Source organism: Sphingomonas sp. Ag1 (genome assembly GCF_000980895.1).
In the GTDB taxonomy this organism is placed as follows: domain Bacteria; phylum Pseudomonadota; class Alphaproteobacteria; order Sphingomonadales; family Sphingomonadaceae; genus Sphingomonas; species Sphingomonas panaciterrae.
Genome location: NZ_LAZX01000094.1, coordinates 302,174 through 318,705, shown reverse-complemented (window position 1 = coordinate 318,705; position 16,532 = coordinate 302,174). Strand labels below are relative to the sequence as shown.

The window sequence follows — 16,532 nt, the reverse complement described above, 5'->3', positions numbered from 1 at the left end:
GTGCGCCTCGGGCTGGGCCCGGTGACTAGATCCCGCGCTCGAGCTGCGCCTGGCGGGCGCGCCGCGCTGCCAGACGCGCGCCGGCACCAGCGCGGTTGTGATCGCGCCGCTCGTCGCGGAGCAGCTCCAGGCTGCGCAACGCCACCTCGGTGTCGCGGTAAGCGGGATACGCGGTGTAGGTGATCTCGAAGAGCAAGGCCTCCAGGATCGTGCGCTCGGTCACCTCCTTGGTCTCGTCCCACTCCGATCGGACAGACACGAAGCCGATCGACATGCCGGCGATGTCGCCGCGCTCGAGCTGGACGATCAGGTCGCGTCCATCGTTCGTGTCCGGCAGCGGGTTCTCGAAGGCGAGCCCCTTGCTGTCCTCGCGCAGGATCAGCGTGCCGGCGCCCTTGCGGCCGACCACGCGACCGCTGTCGTGGCTATGCAGCGCCAGGACGTCGCGTTCCGCCAGCGAGGTGGTGAAGGCGCCCGGGGCGATCCGCTCGCGCCACATGCCGCCGATATCGGTCCAGGTATCGAACAGCGCGGCATATCCGACGCCGGTGCGGATCGCATCGTCCGCCGAGCGCAGCTCGAGCGGCGTGATGATCGCGCGCGTCTCGCGCCCGTCAATCTTGGGTGCTGGCATCGTCATCGTCCTTGGCTTCGCCGCCGCCGGCGGGCTTGTCGTCTTCCAGCGGTGGTCCGCCGTTGTGGCCGATCTTGGCGGTGAGCACGGTACCGAGCGGCACCGTCGCCCCCTGGATGTACAGCTTGCCGCCGTGGCCACTCGGATCCGGGGCGCGATCTTCCAGCGCGCGCGCCTCGTCGGGCATCAGCTGACCGGTCTGGATCGCACGGGCGAGGCCCTCGATCCGGCTCTTGAAGTCGCCGCGCTGCAGGCCGTCGAGGTTGTGCTTCACCTCGCGCGATCGCCGGCGCTGGCCGAACAGCTTGAGGTTCAGCTCCTGCTCGAAAATCACCGCCCAATGCACGACCAGGTGCTTCACGAGCTGCAGATCCTGCTGCTCGGTGTTGGAGAAGGTGCCTTTAGACAGATCCTGCAGGAAGACAGGCGGCAGCCCGTACAGGCGCGCGATCTCCTGGATCTGGAACAACCGTGCCTCGGTCATTTGACCCTTGTCAGGGTCGGTGCCGATCGGCTTCAGAGCGTGGCCTGGCGGCATGCCGAAGAAGGCACGGCCGGCTTTGCGCGCGAGGTCGATTGCGCGCTGGATCTGCTCGGTCGCCCGCTTCAGGCCCTCCGGCCCCTGCGGCAGCGGTCCCTCCAGCGCCATCGGCGGGATGCCGCCGCCAGCGAAGAAGCCAGCCGCATAATTGTTCATCGCGATCGCGAGGCCGATCGCCTTGCGGCCCATGTGGATCGGGCCATAGGCGCTGAGCTGGTCGGGCCGGAGTGCGAAGGTGATGTCGATCACGTCTGCCGCGGCATACTCTTGGCCGTTGCAGCGGTAGAACTTGCGGCCGCCACGCCGCACGACCGTCGTTGCCGTCGGGTCCATCGGCCAGATCGCGACCGGCTTGCCGCCCTGGCGCTCGATATAGCTAACGCCCCGGCCGCCGGTGAACACGCCGTGCCACATATACCGGCGCCAATTGGCGCTGGTCCATTCCGGGTTCGGCGCCTCGTTGAGCAGCATCTGCAGCTCGCCGCCGATCTTCTCCGCCTTGCCCGCACGATCGCGGAAGCTGTGGAGCGGCAGGGTCGCCATCATGCGCTCGAGGAAGTTGACCGCGTCGAACACGGCCGGAACCTCGAGCGCGCTCTCGACAGTCACATGCGGCAGCTCGGCCGCGTTGTTGCTGATGCCGAGGAACTGCGCCCAGTCGCCCCATTCGGCGGAGCTGGTGATGGTGTCGGTGCGCTCAAACGATCGCGTTTCGCGATCCCCGCCGAAGGGCCACAACCTCATTCGTCGGGCACCATGTTGAAGTCGGGATCATCCCAGGGGGAAGCCGGCATCGTTTCTTCCTCCTTGGTGAGTGCGACAGCGAGGGCCGCTATCAGCGCGACCGGGTTGTCGATCTTCGCCTCGATCCGCGGCTTGCGCGGGTAGACGTTATCCTTGGCGTCCAGCTGGGCGACGACGTTGGCGACCTGCCATTCCATCACCGGGCAGCCGGCGTGACGGATCAGCTCGGCCCGCATGAAAGCATCCAGCTGCTTCATGGGGTCGGAGAAGTTCACGACGGTAGGCCGAACTTCGAGGACCGGCGCGCCTTCCTTGACCAGGCGGTTGACCAGCATGGTCGCCTGTGCCGGATCATAGGCAATGGTTTCGACGTCGAAGATCTTGCGCGCCTCGTCGATCGCGATCTCGATCTCTTCGAAGTCGGTGATGTTGCCTTCGTTGACGTCCAGCAGGCCCTGCGCGTCCCAGCCCTGGTAGGAGCTGACGTCTTCCACCGCCTTGGTCGGCAGAAAGTACCGGCCGAGCCGAATGTACGGATCTTCCTTGGTCGCCCGCGGCCCGAGCGGCGGGAACAGATATTCGATCGCCGCGATATCGACCTTCGATGCAAGATCGAGGCTGATGATACATCGCCGGCCGACAAGGCGCTCGAGCGTCTGAGCATCGGCAAACTTCATCGGGATGGTGGCGTCGGTACACCGGCGCCACGCTTCGATATCGAAATAGGCCGCCTTTGCAGCGACCCAGAGGTTGAGATGCTTGGTCTTGAAGATCGCCCGCTTGCGCGGGGTGGCGATCGCGTCCCGCTGGCGGGCGAGCAGATATTCGAGCCCAACCGAGATCCCGATGTTCGGGTTGGCCTTCCGGAGCGCCGCTTCCGACTTCCAGTCGTCGTCCTCGTCGATCGAATATTCGGCGAAGAACGTGTCGTCTTCCAGCGGCGGGCCGCCGTTATGCCCGATGCCGTTGAGCCGCTCGCGCTGCTCCAGGATCATCGCGTAGCAAGGGCCGCCAAGGTTCTCGCCGGCCGTGGTGATCAGCAGCTGCAGCGGCTGGTCGCGCGCGCCCATGCCGGTGATCATCGTGTCGATCTGGGCGTCGTCGGCGTGCTCGTGATATTCGTCGTGGATCGAGCAGCTCGGCGATTGCCCATCACCGGGGTCGCCGATGATGGTTTCCATCCGCGATCCATCGTCAGGACGCAGCAGCTGCTTGGCGAGCAGCTGGATCCCGAACTTGTCTTTCAGCGCCTTGAGTTTCGACACCATCAGGCGCGCCGGCCTGAAAACCTCCCAAGCCTGCTTTTCGTTGGTCGCACCGGAATAAACTTCCGCGCCATACTCATTGTCGGCACAGAGCATGTAGAGCGCGATGCCGGACGCGATCGCCGACTTGCCGTTCTTGCGCGGCACAACCAGCAACCAGCGACGGAAGCGCCGGGTGTCTTTCTGCGAGCCTTCCTTATGGACCCACCCGAAGACGACGCAGATGTTCCAGATCTGCCACGGCTCAAGGATCAGCCGCTTCTTTTGGCGCGCCCATAGGCCTTTCGTATGGGGCAGCAGCTCGACGAAGCGGCAGGGCCGAGAGGCCTTTGCCTCATCGAAGCGGTACGGAAAGTCGTCGGACGCGCTGCGGACCAGCTCCGCCAGGAACCGCTCGCACTGAAGACGGATCTGCTTACCGGCTGGGATCCGCCCCGCCACGACGTCGCCGGCGTACTGGCGCGCGATCTGGGCATAGTCCCGCGTTGGCAGGCCTGCTGCTGTAGACACCGGACTAGAAGCCGGCGAACTCGTCCGCCTCGGTGCTCTTGCCACCTCCGAGCTTCATGGCGGCCGACGGGCTGAGCATCAGCTCGCCGAGCAGCGACTGAGCATGCCGCATGGCCTCGGAAAGCATGGAAACTTCGGGGCGGGCGCGGATCATCTCGGTGATCACCTGCTGCCCGTCCACCTTGCGGACGGTTTTGCTGGTGCAGGTGTCACCCGTCATTTCGAGCACCGCTTGCCAGCGCTGGATCTGTTCGAGCCGCTGCGCGAGAAGAGCGACCACCTGCGCGAAGTGCTGATCCGCCCGGCCCTGCGCCTCAAGCATGCCGGCGATATCGGCGAAGAGCAGCTGCGCGAGATCCGACAAATGCAGCGGCGGAATCATCGCGGCACCGGTCGGCGCCGGCAACGCCGCACGCTGCGCGGCCGTCATCGCGAGCGCCGGCGCGTTACGCTTTCGCCCCGCGCCGGGGCGGGATCCACCGCTCGCCATGGCCGTCTCCCCCGGGGATCATTTTGGGTTTGAATTCGCCCGCGCGAAAATCCGGTTGACCCCCGGTGTCCGGCCAGGCGGCCGTCGAGGGATCGACCCTCCCCCCCGGCCCGGCGGGGTCGAGGGGGTCGGGAGGGGGTCGGAGGGGCCGCAGAGGGGTCCAGGAGAGCCGATCGCCGCGTTCAGCCTGTACGGCTCTCGCGCCGCGTCTTGGCCTTGTGGCACGGCCCGCAGAGGCCCTGCAGGTTCGATCGATCGTTCGAGCCGCCCTCGCTGAGCGGCCTGATGTGATCGACTTCTTCGGTGGGCTGCTCCTCGCCGCGCTCCAGGCACTTGCGGCAGAGCGGCTCCTCGCTCTTGACCTGCTCACGCTGCCGAACGCCGGCTCGGCCGCGCAGGCGCTCATGCCTGAACCGGCTGACGTGCGCCTTCGCCTTGGGCCGAGCGCCAAAGCACGGCGGTTGGAACGGCATGCGCTCAGACGGTGGCGAGGTCGATCGAGATCGGCCGCCACGCAGCGTCGGGCGTCGGCCGTTCGTAGAACCGGACGTATTCGCGCGAACCAATCACGCGGATGCTTTCGCGGATCGCGCTGATTGCGCGGTTCCAGCGCTCGTCGGCGCTCTCCACACGCATCAGCATGAACAGCTCGGCGCGGTTGATCTGCCCTTGCTTGTCGACCTGGAACACGCGGTTGACCAGCGCGCGCATCTCGGCGCCGCTGTCGGCCGACCATTCGGCGAGACACTCGTCGATCAGCAGCTTCGCGGCCTGCAGCTCGGGGCCAAACTCGATCAGGTCAGCCACCTGCAGCTGCACCTTCATGCAACCGTCGAACGACGTCAGGGTGATGTTGCCCTTCTTGCCGCCGAGAGTGGTGCCGTACTGCTGCGCGATCAGCTCCTGCAGCGCGGTGATGGTGGAGAAGGTCTCGCGCTTGAACATGCGGACCGTGTCCGACGCAGCAGTCGCGCGGCCGATGATTCCGCGCACGCTCTCGTCCATCAGCAGATCCACCGGCTTCACCGCCTCGATCGGCACCAAGCTGCCCTTCGCATCGCGGAGATACAGCGCGTCGCCGACATGGACGGCCGCGGGGTGCGAGGCGTCGGTCATGCGGCCGCGGCGCCGACTACGCGGAAGATCGACAGGCTCTGCGGCGCGGGCTGACGCAGCGCCAGCTCGCGGAGCAGCTCGGCGAATTGCGCCTTCGGCACAGCCACGACCTCGCCCGGGACGGCTTCCAGATCCGCCAAGGCCTTCACCGCATTGATCATCGGATCACCAGAGGTAGCCGGTGCCAACCTTGGCGAGCGGCGGGTTAACTGATCGACCAGGGCCACGTGCGGCCTTGCGCAAGCGCGCGGCGAGCCCTTCCACCTGGTCGATGTGGCCGTCGTGTCTTGTCTGGGACGGCCGGCCGTTGCTCATGTCCGCAATCAGCACGTCGAGGTCGCCGCTGACGCTGACGAGATCGTCGTAGAGGGACTTGGGCTGGGCCATCTGGGAGGCTCCAAAAACGCGAAAGCCCGCTCGATGGCGGGTTTCGAACGCAGCTGTGGCGGGGTCGTTTTTGCCGTCTGCGTGTCGGTTTTGCGCCCCGCTGGTTCGGGCACCTCCCGAACGGTCAGGGGTGATCGGCCGCGATCGCGGCCCGCGCGGCGCGCTTCGTCGTGCCCCGGCCGGTCCACCACAGATCGAGCGCTTCGGTGAGCATGCGCCGCGCACGGGGCATGCTGAGGCCGTAACGGCGCGCGACGATCGTCAGCCCGACGTCGTGAACGATGATCGCGAGCAGCGCCTCGGCCGAGCTGCCCACCGCCGAGCGCCACCAATCATAGGCAAAGTCGGCAAAGACGGTGCCGAGCGCGTGGTGCTCCGCCCGGCCATGCGCGCCGCCATCGATGCGCGCCTCAAGGCTCGCCGTCTTGATGGAGACGCCAGAAGTGATGGACCGATAGGCAGCGGCGATCTCGTCAGCGGCCGCCAGCTGGTCGGCGTCGATCGCGCCGGTCGAATACAATCGCGCGAGCGATCCCGGCCGCCGGCGGGCGCGATCGGCGTGCTCGTGCGTCTCTGGCGTGCCCTGCGCCTTGTGCGACCAGCGCTCGCGCAGCTGCACGCGCTCCTCGATCCCAGGCTCGAGCACCATGATCGCCGGAGAGCTGCGGCGCGTCTTGCGCGTGCGCGTCGGCTTCGGCCGCTGCCGGCCGAGCACCAGGTGGTTGAAGCGCTGGCGCTCCCGATCGGTCGTGATGGTCATGAAGGCGCCCCGGCTAGTCGACGTCCGGCAGATGCTCGAATGGTGGGATCAGCGGTAGCTGCCCGTTTGGGAGGGGCTGCTGCAGGCGGCCCATTGGCTCGGCTGTGATCCAGCCCAGCTTCCGCATCACCGCCTCAAGCGCATTGCGAGATCCCGCCACGTCGCGGACGCGCAAGCTGCGTTGACCGCCAGGCGTCTTCTCGACGACCCCGCGCTCTATCAGCTGCCCGACAAGCTCCTTCGACCGAGACGGGCTTACATCTAGCGCATTGCTGATCTCGTCGTAGGTAGGGCTGACGCCGAAACGGGCGATCCGCTCGATGATGAACGCGAGCACCTGGTCGCGCCGCAACAGTCCCGCCGGCGGCTGAAAATCCACGCCCATCGTTTCCCCTCGCCCCCACAGAGGAACATAGAGGGAATCGCTCCATCTTGCCAGCGTGCCGCCTCGCCGCCGCTGGAACCGTCTCGCGGCTGCAACATTTTGCCCCGGCGGCTCTAGCCGGCCGCGTTGGACCGGCCCGGCGAGTTTATCCCTAGTCTCGTCGGGCCATGGCCGCCGTAGTGCCGTCGCAATGCAGCAATTGCAGCGGACGCCCCTCCGGTGCTGACCAAGCACGACAACGAACGCCATCCGCGATATAGCGACGCATGGAGTCGCTTCCCGAATTCATAGTCCGACCGAGACCCGAACGGGCACTCAAGGACAGTTGGGGAATATACGTCGAGAGCGAAGAACGGTGGCTCGACCTCGTTTTTCCGAACGAACGAGATGCGCAGGCTGCCGCGCAAATGCTTCAAAGCTCCGGTGCGAATACCCTGCCACGTCGATATCGCAAAACGCCAGGATGACGGCTATCGCGGCGGAGAACCCCTCCGCCACTGCCGCACTTTTCCGCAGCGTAGCGCTGCCCTGATATCCGCCTTGCTGGAAGTAGTACCCGCCCCGAGGGCCTAGCAATTGTTATGATGCCGGCCTCGACGCTGGGAAGATAGCGTGTCAGTCTCATTCCTTCAATTCAGCGGAGGGTTGAGATGACCGAAGATCAGCTAGGATATCATGACTTCATCGCCGACGTGGAGCACGTCAACGGTGTGCCCGTCGTGATCTCACCTTACGGTTTCAAGAAGCTGCATATCGAAGGGAAAACATACCTCACTCCGATGGACAAAGAGGAAGCGGCTGCTGTGGCCGCGCAGTTTGGCTTTACGGACAAATTGCTACCCGGTTGCGGGAAGGACCAACTAGGAAACTGCGTGCCCTACGATGGTTGCCGGAGATGCGCGCATTACGGGGGAAGCGGCGGTTGGATCTGTCTATGCGCTGACTAGGGCATCGAACCGCTAGCGGAGGCAGAAGGTCTGCTTCTTCGCCGATCACGGCGGAGACATCCTCCGCCGCGGTCGCCGATCTACCCTTCGGCCACGCCGCGGAGAGTGGGCGAAGTACCCACTCGATACCCGCGGCTATGCAACGGACCTCGAGGTAGCATACACTGGCTACCGTGCTGACAAAGGACGCCCTTATCACCGAACTTGCGCGCTGCCTTTACGAGGCCAGTGAGGACCTCGATCCCAGCGCCGGGCCATTCGTCCCTTGGCCAGAGGTGACAACGTTTGTTCACGATCACTATGTCGAGTTGATCGAGCGGCTACTTGATCGGTCTGACCTGCTAGTGCTCGCCAGCGACGACCAGGTAGTCCGGCGATAAATCGTTGGGAACGTCTGCAAACAGGCGAATACGAACCAGATGCAGGATTAGTCCGCCGTCCGTTTCAATCGCCCAATCCCAAATTTGATGTAACACACCCGGCTCTGTCGGCAAGCGCACGTTGGCTTCTCCGAAATAGCCGCCGATGAAGTGCGAGTAAGCTTCCGGTGAAGTATTACCCGTGACAATCCCTGGGAGATACGGCGTCGCTAGCCGAATACCTTTCGAATAGAGGTGCGCTAACGCAATCTTTGCCAGCATTCGTGCGAGCATGTCTATGTCCAGAGCACGACGATCGAAGACGGCCGGCGTTCCGGCTGACCCAAGTGCGGCGAGCGCGATTTCGTCCGGAACGATGACCACGTCGCCCACCGGCTCCTCTCCGATCGGCCGGTTCACCAACACTCCCGGCATGGGAAGGTCCATACCGAGGATGACGTAGGGATAAAGGCTGGGTTTCTCTTGCTTTATTTGAACGCCCCGACCGCGCTGATAGACCAGCAGGTCAATTGAGCTACGATTCTCGGTGATCTTGAAGCCGTTCTTGACCCGCATCGTACCGAAAATCTGGCGAAGAACGAACTGCTCGACCTTAGCCGTGATCGCCGCACACTTAGCGCAGCTGGCTTTCGGAAGCACTCTCTGACCGGCTAGCCCCCTCGGTATGATATGCTCCCGGCTGAGCGGGACATCATCAGCGTAGCAATAAATGCAGTGGCCGACCGGCTGAAGCCCGGCAGTCACTGGCTTCGTTTCACGGAAGCCCCACCGTCGGCGGTCGACTCTTCATAAGGCGGCAGTGTTTCCTGCAACGTGCTCGGGTGAACATTATGGCCGCCGGCCGCCACCAGGCTCTGCTCGAGCCGAGCGTCAGCCTTGCGGCCGTCCACCGGCGTACGACGCGTCTGGCCCATCGCCATCTGCAACTCGACCCACTGCGATGCTTGCACCCGCGCCGCGCCACGGTCCTTCAGGATTGAGAAGCGCACGTTCAAAACCGGGCTGGTCGAATAGGAGTTGCCCAGCAGCGCCTGCGCCAGGATGCCCTTGCCTCCGCTGACCTCGCGCTGACACAATACGTGCCGATCATCCTGCTCGACCACGGCAGCGTTACGATCAGCACAGAGATTGGCGAGCTTGTCAGATACAGCCGACGGCTCTTCCTTGAACCAGACGGTCAATGGACCCTCGGCGGTTGCCGGCGATGCCAGCAACAAAAACAAACAACCAAGCTGGTACCGCTGCAGTTTCGAACCGAACATTACTTGCCCCCACAAGTTATTGAGAAACGAACGCTTAGTAAGTCCCTCCCTCGTAGCCGAGGGAGAGGAGACAACATGAATGAGGTCGTATTTCGATCGACACCCGGGTGCCGCGAAGGCTGCGTGCCCTGTACTGTGCGCTGCGCTGTCATGATGGCTGGACAGCAGCAGGAGTGGGACGCCGTCGGCGCGGCTTGGCAGCTTCCGGCTGGGCCTCAGCGGGAAGCAGATCTGTCAGCTGCGCTAAGGCGCTGGGCAATCGCCGGGCAAGCAGTTCGGCGTGTTCGTCCGGATGCTCCGGATCCAGTTGCGCCAGCATCCCCGCGAACATTTGCGCCAACGCTGACGCTGGAGGCAGCCCGGCCCCCGGGTTAGGAGGCGGCGCGACGCGGTCGTGCTTCGGCAATGAGCGCGCGAGTTGCAGCAGCAGGCTCCGGTCACCGGCTGTCAGGCCTCGTGAACAGTCGACCAGTTCGCGCTCATCATAAGAGAGCTCGGGCTCGGGCGGCGCGCCAGCGGCAGGATCGTCGGCTTCGCCGGTGAGATATTCTGGCGTCGTAAGCAGTTCACGCGCAATCAGGTGAAGATACTTTGAGCCGTATCCACCACCAGAAACGAGCTTTCTAATGGTAGTCTGGGTGACGCCGACGCGACGTGCCAGCTCGGACTGCGACAGCCCGAACTCGCTCATTCGCTTCTGGAGTCGGTCCGCAACCAGCATCAGGTCACACTAAACCCAAGGGTTTGATGCGCGCGCGCATTTTGGTGCTTGACGCCATTAAACCAAGGGGTTTAGCTGGCAGCATGGATCAGGCAGACGCCCCCGCTCCGATTCTCGCGCTACGTCGCGCAGTGGACCTGAGACGGTCGCAGTCGGCGCTCGCTCGCGACATCGGCTTCACGCAGGGCTCTGTATGGCGCTGGCTGAACGGAACCGAGGTGCCGGCCAAGGCGGCGATCGCCATCGAGAAAGCAACCAAAGGCGCCGTCACCAAGGGAGAAATCCGCCCCGACCTCTTCGGCGCTGAGGCCGCAGCATGATCTTCTCTCTCAGCCGCGAACAGAGCGAGTTCCACCCGTCCACGGCGCAGCGGCGGCTCGATCGCTATCGCGCGCTGCTGGCCGGGATCGAGGCTGCGGAAGTTCGCTCGATCGCCGGCGGCGCCCGCCTCGACTTCGATCGAGCCCAATATGCGCTTGAGCGGTTGGTGAAAGCTCAGATTGAGTTCGCGGAGGCTCAGATCAAAGCTGCATTGCCGATCCCGGCGACGGACGAACCGTCGCCGTTCACGCCCGAACAGGAAGCCCGCGTTCGAGAGATAATGGAGGGCGGTCGGAGCAGGGTCAGCCCCGCCAATCTGACCCCTGCCGATGTCAGGGGTGAGGCATCGTGCTGATGTGCTCCACCACGCTCGCTGCAAGGTACGACTCTGCTCGTCGATCGGCGCTAAGTCTCTCGTCGCGAGCCTTACTGAGAAGCCTATCATGCAAGTTTGTGCCGTTCAGCGCGCCTTGTGCGGCGAGTTCTGTCACAAGCTCTTGCAGCAGCCAAATAGCCGCGCGCCCGGCGTCGGCCGACGTGTTGCCATCCATTCAGTTTTCCTTTCGTGGTTGTGTTAGCAAGACCACGATAACCGGAAGGGGTCGGGCGTCCAGCCCGGCCCCGGAAGGAGCGCATCGATCCATTTTCTTTTTCGGCCGCTGGCATGCCGGCCGAGACCTGCGTGGGGCGACCCACCCGAGCGAGAACACGCAGGACGTTTGTGTGCTGCATTTGGAAGAGCCCCCCACGGAAGACGGCGCCGGTTTCTTATCCCGGACCGACGCCGTCTTTTCGGCGCGGCACCTCCATAATCATGCCGATCGCATCCATGTGGCACGATCGATGGCAAGTTTCGGGGCAACGGCATGACTGTCGAGCGGCCGATCGCGTCTATAGAAGAGACGCTTCAAGAGGTGCTCACCGCACTCACGCTTCCAGTTGCGGCGAGAGTTACTGGCAAGACTGCCGGCTACCTCTCTCAACTTAGCAACAGCAATCTCGATAGATTCAATGTGTCGCTGGATATCGCGAGCAAGCTGGATCTGGAGCACGCTCGGTTATTTGGCGGCTCGATGCCGCTCTATGAGCACTACGGTCTGATCGTCAAAGCCGGTCAGTCGGACAGTGAGGCCAGTCACGCCGAACTGATCGCAGCCCATCAGGACGTCGTGAAGGAAGTTGCCGAAATGCAGCTCGCGTCCTTTGATGCTCAGAAGCCCAACGCCACGAAGCGGGACCGGGCAAAAGCTCTCCGTGAGGGGATCGGCGCGGTCAAGGCGGTAAGCCACATGGTCACGCTGCTCCAGAAAATGGCTTCGGGCGGTTCCGCCCGCTCCCCCTGATCGCCGCGGGCCGCCTCGGCCGCCGCGCCCGTCACCAGCCGAGACTTCCCCCTTCCGCCTATGCCGCCCGCGTCGCCCTGCGCTTCGCGGAGCGGCTTTGTGCTGCCCGGACACTGCCGATGATCATGCCGCACGACGCCCCGAAGAGCTGGACCACAACGGTGCTGTTCACGCCGGGCTCGTACCTCAAAACGCGCCGTACGGCGCAGCTGCTGACGCTGCAGGACGTCGCCGCGCGCATCCCCACCATCCCGCGCGACGCAGAGCATGATCTGATCGCATGGCTCGAGCGGATCGAAGCCGATCTCGTCCCGGCATCGATCAACACCATCGACGCGCTGCACAGCGCCTACCGCTTCGACCGCTCGGTGCTTGCCGCTCTCGCGGCGATCGCGCGCGGTGAGCGCGATCCCATCCACACCCCGCGCATCTGCCGCATCTGCGCCTGCAGCTGGCGACAGCCCTGCACCTACGATCACGTGGCCTGCGCGTGGGTCGCTGGCGAAGATCTCTGCACCGCCTGCGCCGACGATCTGATCGCGGCCGCCGTCGTCGGCGCGGTCGCGTGACGGCCGCCCGCTTCCGCCTGCGCGTCGTGCTCTGGATCGCGTCCAGCGCGATCGGGCTCGTCCTCGCCCTCACCGGCCGCCGCGAAGACGGCGTGCTGGTCGCCATCCTCCTCGTCTTCCTCGTGGTGACCGCCGCAACGGCCGACCACGCCCTCGCTATTCGGGAGAGAAAATGATGCCTCCACAGCGTCCCTTCGATCTGGCGCAGCCGTTCGATGTTCACCCGCTCGGTTGTGACTGCTCAAGCTGCCACGACGCGACCGCCGAACCGAGCCTGGCCAAATCGGTCGCCGTCTCCTTCATCCTCGCCGCCGGCGGGCTGATCACCGGGCAGGTGATCGGCGTTGCGCTGAACGGCTCCGGGATCCTCGCGCTGCTGGGGATCGGATGATGGCGCCGGATCAGTCGCACACGGAACTCAGCGAGATCCTTCAGGCGGTCGACGAAGTCGAGCGCTGGTCCGCACATGTCCAGCGGTTCGCTTACGAGCGCGTCGGCTCTGACCTGGACGCATCACCCCACCAACTGGCGGCCGCGGCGCAGAAGCTTGTCGCTCTCGTGAAGGAAGCGATCGTTCATGGCTGAGGAACGCGGAGAGGGCATGGGCGGCGGCCAGGTCGCGGCCGAGGAGCTGCGCCTCCTGATCGAGCGCGCCGAGCGCCTCGAGGAAGAGAAGAAGGGCATCGCCGACGACATCAAGGATGTCATGGCCGAGGCGAAGTCGCGTGGATACGACCCCAAGGCGATCCGCAAGATCATGTCCATCCGCAAGAAGAAGCGGGAGGAGTTCCAGGAAGAGGAGATGATCCTCGAAACCTACATGCAAGCGCTGGGCATGCTGTGATGGGGCCGGAGTTCACCCCCGATCTTGTGGCCGAGCGCCTGGCACAATCGGCAGCCTCGCGCCTGCTTGGTCCCCCGCCGCCTTTCAGCTCACCCGTGGTCATAGACGAGGGCGGCTATGCATGGGTGCCCCATCCGAACCCAGCGCTGAGCAGCGCCGAGGTTATCCTCGGCTGCTACGTTCATGCCGGGATCCGCCTTGGCTGGGCACCGATGCCCTTGCCCCTTCCGGGTGGTGTGCTGCTGACCCTGTTCGGCGGCGGGCCGCCGCCCGATGCGCGCTTCGAAGAGAGCGGCGTGGCCGCCTTCATCACGCGCCCCGGTCTCGAGGCACTGATCGCCGACCTGCAGGCGATCGCCGCCAGCATCGAGCCGCAGTCATGACCGGGCTGATCACCGCCGCCGGCGGCCTGCTCGCCGCCTCGGCGCTCAGCCTAGTCGCGGAGGGTCTCGCCCCCGGCTTCGCCGTCGGCGCCGCCTACATGCTCATCGCTGCGCTGGTGATCAACTCGCGCGGAAAGGTGCCGGCATAATGGGCCGCTCGGTCGCCGGCGACGCGGCATCAATCGCAGATGGTATCGCCACCTTGGACGCACTCAGTCGCAAGCGAGCGCTTACCGAGGTCGAGTCGCGTCGGCTCGAAAGCCTCATCAACCGCCAAAAGGCTTCGTCATCGCCGCCGAATCGGACGCGTTCGATCCGGCGTTCTAAGCCCGCGCCCCAGTCACTGGACGAGCGCCTCAGATCGACGCTGCAGACGATGCGCGCGGACTTCATGGCTCCGCGCGCGATCTACCTCGCGGAAGAGGATCTGGCCGCAGCGGCAGCGATGGGCTTTCCGGACACGTTCGATGGCCTGCCAATCAGGCCGGTCAAAGGCCGCAGTCGGTCGTGCATCTATTCCAAGCAGGGTGTCGCGCGCGCCCTCGGGCAACGTGGCGCTGGCGCGGTGCCCTATCCCTTCATCACCAGCTCGTCGCCGGCCGGGTCCGTTGAATCACCGGCCGGCGGCGGGAACGCTGCGCCATGACGTGCGAAGTCGTTCCCATTCCGGGCGGCGGTACAGCGATCGTCTGCTCCTCGCACCGTCGGCAGCGCTGCGCCTGCGGCAAGCCGGCGACCAGGCTGTGCGACTGGAAGGTGCCGACGAAGAAGAGCGGCACCTGCGACAAGCCGCTGTGCGCCAGCTGCACCACGTCACCGACGCGCGGCAAGGATCTCTGCGCCAAGCATGTCACCGCATATGCGGATTGGCAGGCGCAGCGCGTCCCCGAACTGCCGCTCGAGCCGAGGGCGTGAGCGCCGTGGCGAGCTTCGCCTGTCCATGCGGCTGCCGCGATGAGGTGCGCGAGCCAGCGCCGGGGACGCTGCCCTGCTGGGGCGACCGCTGCGACGGGACGATGAAACGCTTCACACCCAAGTTCGCGCCGCCCGCCGGCGCTGGGAGGATCCTCGCATGACCGTTGCCTCGACGCACAGGCGTGATGGCGCTCTCGATGCTTCGTACCGCTTGCAGCAAGCAGCCGACCTGATCCGCCACGCCGCGCACCTTCTCGAAAATATGGAGCGGCCGTTCTGGCGCGAGCTGCAAGCGCTCGACGGCGCGGATGCAATATCCACCGATCTGGCGCTGTGCTTGGGCCGGCTTGCCCGCTCGATTGAGGAGCGCGCGTGACCCGCCGCCCTCTCATGAAGGTAGCCGAAGCGAAGCAAGACGGCCGCCAATCGGCGTTCGGACGATTCCTGCGCATCAACGACGTGATTGCAAGCACCGGGCTCAGCCGAGCGACGATCTACCGCCTCGTCGCGAACCGCGATTTCCCAGCCCAGCACCAGCTCACCAAGCGCAGCATCGGGTGGTGGGAAAGCGACGTCGACGCGTGGCTCCGAAGCCGGCTCGGGCAGCCGCACGAGACCGCCTGAGCATCTGAAAACCGGGGGCATGGCCGGGGGCACCGCCAGCACCGATCCAAACAAAAGAACAGGAAAGTCAGTACGCTATGCCAGCTAATTCGGCAGCAGTCCCTTCCACCATTTCTCCCCGGCGGTTTCGCCGCGGGGAAGATGGCTGGACCCGGCGGCCTTTACCGGGTTCCAACATTCCATTCCGACCTGAACGACGGGTGCGGTCCGGCGACGATCCGCTACTGATGTAAGCGCGTCGGCGGACGATGGCGTCGGCCGCGGCCTTGCCGCAACACCTTTCAACTTTTCGGATTTTTCCGCCCCTACTTTACACCGCGGTGCGGAACGAATGGTTTGCCAAGCGTTCTGTCACAATGCCTCATGATCGCATCATAGCCGTCGGCCTGCTGACCGAACGTGACCTGCGCGTATTGGGCGAGGGCTTTAATCGGGTGTTTGCGGTCGAGGACGTGAAGGACTTCGACAATCTGCTCGCGCGGCTCGACCATATCGAGGCGACGCCGCCCACGCGCTCGCGACACGACCCGCGCAAATCCTGATCGAGCGATGCCGCCTGCTGTCGGATACACGCCGGTGGTTGGCGCATCGGCGGTCTGGCGCCTTAGCCTCGCCGTGCCGCGATCAGGCAGGGTCCAGGCACAGATAGCCGTCGTCGAAATCGGCTTCCTTGCGCAGCCTCGTCCAGTCGGGCACCGACACCCAGCCGTTGCCGTAATCGATCAGGCCGCTGCTCTTCATCCCCCGAAGCGTGCGGTTCACATGGACCGAGGTGAGCCCGAGCACGTCGGCGAGCTGCTCCTGCGTGAGCGGCAGGCGAAAGGTGGTGCGATTGCCCAGGTCGCTCTCCGCGCTGCGCGTGCCAAGCTCACACAACAGATGCGCGGTGCGCGTGCGCGCGTCGCGTCGGCCGAGGTTGATCACCCATTCACGGAAGATCGATGCGTCGGCGATGCTTTCGAGCAGCAGCGCCTCCGCGATCGCCGGCCGCTCCCGCGACAAAGCGATCATCGATGCGGCGGCGACCTCGGCGACCTTGACCGGGGTCAGCGCCTGAAGGCTCTCCGTGGTGCGGCGCATCGCGGTGTGCGGCAAGATGAGGAGATCGCCCGCGAGGTGGACGGCGACGATCTGCCGCGAGCCATTGGCCAGCACCCGGTGGCGGTGAACATAGCCCGACAGCAGCACCATGAACGACAGATTCTGCTCCCCCGCCCGGACCACGTAGCGTCCCGCGTCGTGGCGCTGGACGGACGTGGTCAGTGCCAGCAGAGCTTCACGATCGTCGGCGTCGAGCGGGCATCGCCGCTCCAGCTTGGCGATGAACGGAGCGAGCGGCGATGGTGGGTTGGCCTGACCCATGGAAATCGTCCTTCTGCTACGCTGCTGAC

30 protein-coding genes are annotated in these 16,532 nt (G+C 65.0%); 16 read left to right on the top strand and 14 right to left on the bottom strand.

Annotated features, from left to right (window positions below; all coding sequences use genetic code 11):
• Nucleotides 1–25: 25 nt before the first annotated feature.
• The 10 genes from XM50_RS14370 to XM50_RS14330 all read right to left on the bottom strand — a co-directional run bounded on the left by XM50_RS14370 (nucleotide 26) and on the right by XM50_RS14330 (nucleotide 6,832).
• Nucleotides 26–634: an HK97 family phage prohead protease gene (locus tag XM50_RS14370; protein ID WP_231621990.1), complete on the bottom strand. Its 609-nt coding sequence runs from the start codon at nucleotides 632–634 to the stop codon at nucleotides 26–28.
• Nucleotides 615–1,919, bottom strand: a complete 1,305-nt coding sequence (locus XM50_RS14365; RefSeq protein WP_046410444.1) for a phage portal protein — start codon at nucleotides 1,917–1,919, stop codon at nucleotides 615–617. Before XM50_RS14365 ends, XM50_RS14370 begins: the two co-directional genes overlap by 20 nt.
• Nucleotides 1,916–3,694, bottom strand: coding sequence for a terminase large subunit (locus tag XM50_RS14360; protein WP_231621989.1), 1,779 nt, complete (start codon nucleotides 3,692–3,694; stop codon nucleotides 1,916–1,918). The genes XM50_RS14365 and XM50_RS14360 overlap by 4 nt, the downstream gene beginning before the upstream one ends.
• 4 nt (nucleotides 3,695–3,698) lie before the next feature.
• Nucleotides 3,699–4,184, bottom strand: a complete 486-nt coding sequence (locus XM50_RS14355) for a P27 family phage terminase small subunit (RefSeq protein ID WP_046410442.1) — start codon at nucleotides 4,182–4,184, stop codon at nucleotides 3,699–3,701.
• A gap of 182 nt (nucleotides 4,185–4,366) precedes the next feature.
• Complete coding sequence (locus tag XM50_RS14350) at nucleotides 4,367–4,657, bottom strand: HNH endonuclease signature motif containing protein (RefSeq protein WP_046410441.1); 291 nt, start codon at nucleotides 4,655–4,657, stop codon at nucleotides 4,367–4,369.
• Between the two features lie 4 nt (nucleotides 4,658–4,661).
• Nucleotides 4,662–5,300, bottom strand: coding sequence for a DUF3164 family protein (locus XM50_RS14345; RefSeq protein WP_046410440.1), 639 nt, complete (start codon nucleotides 5,298–5,300; stop codon nucleotides 4,662–4,664).
• Nucleotides 5,297–5,461, bottom strand: a complete 165-nt coding sequence (locus XM50_RS20160) for a hypothetical protein (protein WP_156167265.1) — start codon at nucleotides 5,459–5,461, stop codon at nucleotides 5,297–5,299. The genes XM50_RS14345 and XM50_RS20160 overlap by 4 nt, the downstream gene beginning before the upstream one ends.
• Before the next feature lie 4 nt (nucleotides 5,462–5,465).
• Nucleotides 5,466–5,687 (bottom strand): hypothetical protein, encoded by a 222-nt coding sequence (locus tag XM50_RS14340; protein WP_046410438.1) that lies wholly within the window; start codon nucleotides 5,685–5,687, stop codon nucleotides 5,466–5,468.
• 124 nt (nucleotides 5,688–5,811) lie between these two features.
• The gene (locus XM50_RS14335; RefSeq protein ID WP_052742585.1) at nucleotides 5,812–6,447 is read right to left on the bottom strand and encodes a hypothetical protein; all 636 of its coding nucleotides are present in this window, start codon (nucleotides 6,445–6,447) and stop codon (nucleotides 5,812–5,814) included.
• 13 nt (nucleotides 6,448–6,460) lie between these two features.
• A complete protein-coding gene (locus XM50_RS14330) occupies nucleotides 6,461–6,832 on the bottom strand; it encodes a LexA family protein (protein WP_046410436.1) in 372 nt (123 codons plus the stop codon).
• Between the two features lie 650 nt (nucleotides 6,833–7,482).
• On the opposite strand from XM50_RS14330, the gene XM50_RS14325 reads away from it, so the two are divergent.
• A complete protein-coding gene (locus tag XM50_RS14325) occupies nucleotides 7,483–7,779 on the top strand; it encodes a hypothetical protein (RefSeq protein ID WP_046410435.1) in 297 nt (98 codons plus the stop codon).
• A gap of 341 nt (nucleotides 7,780–8,120) precedes the next feature.
• Here XM50_RS14325 and XM50_RS14320 read toward each other — a convergent pair whose 3' ends face one another.
• The 3 genes from XM50_RS14320 to XM50_RS14310 form a co-directional block, all read right to left on the bottom strand.
• Nucleotides 8,121–8,798, bottom strand: a complete 678-nt coding sequence (locus tag XM50_RS14320) for a hypothetical protein (RefSeq protein WP_156167264.1) — start codon at nucleotides 8,796–8,798, stop codon at nucleotides 8,121–8,123.
• A gap of 101 nt (nucleotides 8,799–8,899) precedes the next feature.
• Nucleotides 8,900–9,421, bottom strand: a complete 522-nt coding sequence (locus XM50_RS19235) for a hypothetical protein (protein ID WP_052742584.1) — start codon at nucleotides 9,419–9,421, stop codon at nucleotides 8,900–8,902.
• 148 nt (nucleotides 9,422–9,569) lie between these two features.
• Complete coding sequence (locus XM50_RS14310; protein ID WP_046410431.1) at nucleotides 9,570–10,142, bottom strand: helix-turn-helix domain-containing protein; 573 nt, start codon at nucleotides 10,140–10,142, stop codon at nucleotides 9,570–9,572.
• A gap of 83 nt (nucleotides 10,143–10,225) precedes the next feature.
• On the opposite strand from XM50_RS14310, the gene XM50_RS14305 reads away from it, so the two are divergent.
• The 15 genes from XM50_RS14305 (at nucleotide 10,226) to XM50_RS20150 (ending at nucleotide 15,683) form a co-directional block, all read left to right on the top strand.
• Complete coding sequence (locus XM50_RS14305) at nucleotides 10,226–10,462, top strand: Cro/CI family transcriptional regulator (RefSeq protein WP_046410430.1); 237 nt, start codon at nucleotides 10,226–10,228, stop codon at nucleotides 10,460–10,462.
• Nucleotides 10,459–10,818, top strand: coding sequence for a hypothetical protein (locus XM50_RS14300; protein ID WP_046410428.1), 360 nt, complete (start codon nucleotides 10,459–10,461; stop codon nucleotides 10,816–10,818). The genes XM50_RS14305 and XM50_RS14300 overlap by 4 nt, the downstream gene beginning before the upstream one ends.
• A gap of 511 nt (nucleotides 10,819–11,329) precedes the next feature.
• The gene (locus XM50_RS14295; RefSeq protein ID WP_046410427.1) at nucleotides 11,330–11,806 is read left to right on the top strand and encodes a hypothetical protein; all 477 of its coding nucleotides are present in this window, start codon (nucleotides 11,330–11,332) and stop codon (nucleotides 11,804–11,806) included.
• Between the two features lie 119 nt (nucleotides 11,807–11,925).
• Complete coding sequence (locus XM50_RS14290) at nucleotides 11,926–12,375, top strand: XRE family transcriptional regulator (protein WP_231621988.1); 450 nt, start codon at nucleotides 11,926–11,928, stop codon at nucleotides 12,373–12,375.
• The gene (locus tag XM50_RS14285) at nucleotides 12,372–12,551 is read left to right on the top strand and encodes a hypothetical protein (RefSeq protein ID WP_046410425.1); all 180 of its coding nucleotides are present in this window, start codon (nucleotides 12,372–12,374) and stop codon (nucleotides 12,549–12,551) included. Before XM50_RS14290 ends, XM50_RS14285 begins: the two co-directional genes overlap by 4 nt.
• Nucleotides 12,548–12,766, top strand: coding sequence for a hypothetical protein (locus XM50_RS14280; protein WP_046410423.1), 219 nt, complete (start codon nucleotides 12,548–12,550; stop codon nucleotides 12,764–12,766). Before XM50_RS14285 ends, XM50_RS14280 begins: the two co-directional genes overlap by 4 nt.
• Nucleotides 12,766–12,960, top strand: coding sequence for a hypothetical protein (locus XM50_RS14275; RefSeq protein ID WP_046410422.1), 195 nt, complete (start codon nucleotides 12,766–12,768; stop codon nucleotides 12,958–12,960). Before XM50_RS14280 ends, XM50_RS14275 begins: the two co-directional genes overlap by 1 nt.
• Nucleotides 12,953–13,219 carry a DUF2312 domain-containing protein gene (locus XM50_RS14270; protein ID WP_046410420.1) on the top strand — a complete coding sequence of 89 codons (267 nt, stop codon included), beginning with the start codon at nucleotides 12,953–12,955 and terminating at the stop codon, nucleotides 13,217–13,219. Before XM50_RS14275 ends, XM50_RS14270 begins: the two co-directional genes overlap by 8 nt.
• Nucleotides 13,219–13,602, top strand: coding sequence for a hypothetical protein (locus XM50_RS14265; protein ID WP_156167262.1), 384 nt, complete (start codon nucleotides 13,219–13,221; stop codon nucleotides 13,600–13,602). Before XM50_RS14270 ends, XM50_RS14265 begins: the two co-directional genes overlap by 1 nt.
• Nucleotides 13,599–13,751, top strand: a complete 153-nt coding sequence (locus tag XM50_RS20155; protein WP_156167261.1) for a hypothetical protein — start codon at nucleotides 13,599–13,601, stop codon at nucleotides 13,749–13,751. The genes XM50_RS14265 and XM50_RS20155 overlap by 4 nt, the downstream gene beginning before the upstream one ends.
• A complete protein-coding gene (locus tag XM50_RS14260; RefSeq protein WP_046410419.1) occupies nucleotides 13,751–14,248 on the top strand; it encodes a hypothetical protein in 498 nt (165 codons plus the stop codon). Before XM50_RS20155 ends, XM50_RS14260 begins: the two co-directional genes overlap by 1 nt.
• A complete protein-coding gene (locus XM50_RS14255; protein WP_046410417.1) occupies nucleotides 14,245–14,517 on the top strand; it encodes a hypothetical protein in 273 nt (90 codons plus the stop codon). Before XM50_RS14260 ends, XM50_RS14255 begins: the two co-directional genes overlap by 4 nt.
• 157 nt (nucleotides 14,518–14,674) lie before the next feature.
• Nucleotides 14,675–14,893, top strand: coding sequence for a hypothetical protein (locus XM50_RS14250; protein WP_046410416.1), 219 nt, complete (start codon nucleotides 14,675–14,677; stop codon nucleotides 14,891–14,893).
• Nucleotides 14,890–15,141, top strand: a complete 252-nt coding sequence (locus tag XM50_RS14245) for a helix-turn-helix transcriptional regulator (RefSeq protein WP_231621987.1) — start codon at nucleotides 14,890–14,892, stop codon at nucleotides 15,139–15,141. Before XM50_RS14250 ends, XM50_RS14245 begins: the two co-directional genes overlap by 4 nt.
• A 248-nt stretch (nucleotides 15,142–15,389) precedes the next feature.
• Nucleotides 15,390–15,683, top strand: a complete 294-nt coding sequence (locus tag XM50_RS20150) for a hypothetical protein (RefSeq protein ID WP_156167260.1) — start codon at nucleotides 15,390–15,392, stop codon at nucleotides 15,681–15,683.
• Between the two features lie 82 nt (nucleotides 15,684–15,765).
• Here XM50_RS20150 and XM50_RS14235 read toward each other — a convergent pair whose 3' ends face one another.
• Nucleotides 15,766–16,503 carry a Crp/Fnr family transcriptional regulator gene (locus tag XM50_RS14235; protein ID WP_046410413.1) on the bottom strand — a complete coding sequence of 246 codons (738 nt, stop codon included), beginning with the start codon at nucleotides 16,501–16,503 and terminating at the stop codon, nucleotides 15,766–15,768.
• Nucleotides 16,504–16,532: the final 29 nt, after the last annotated feature.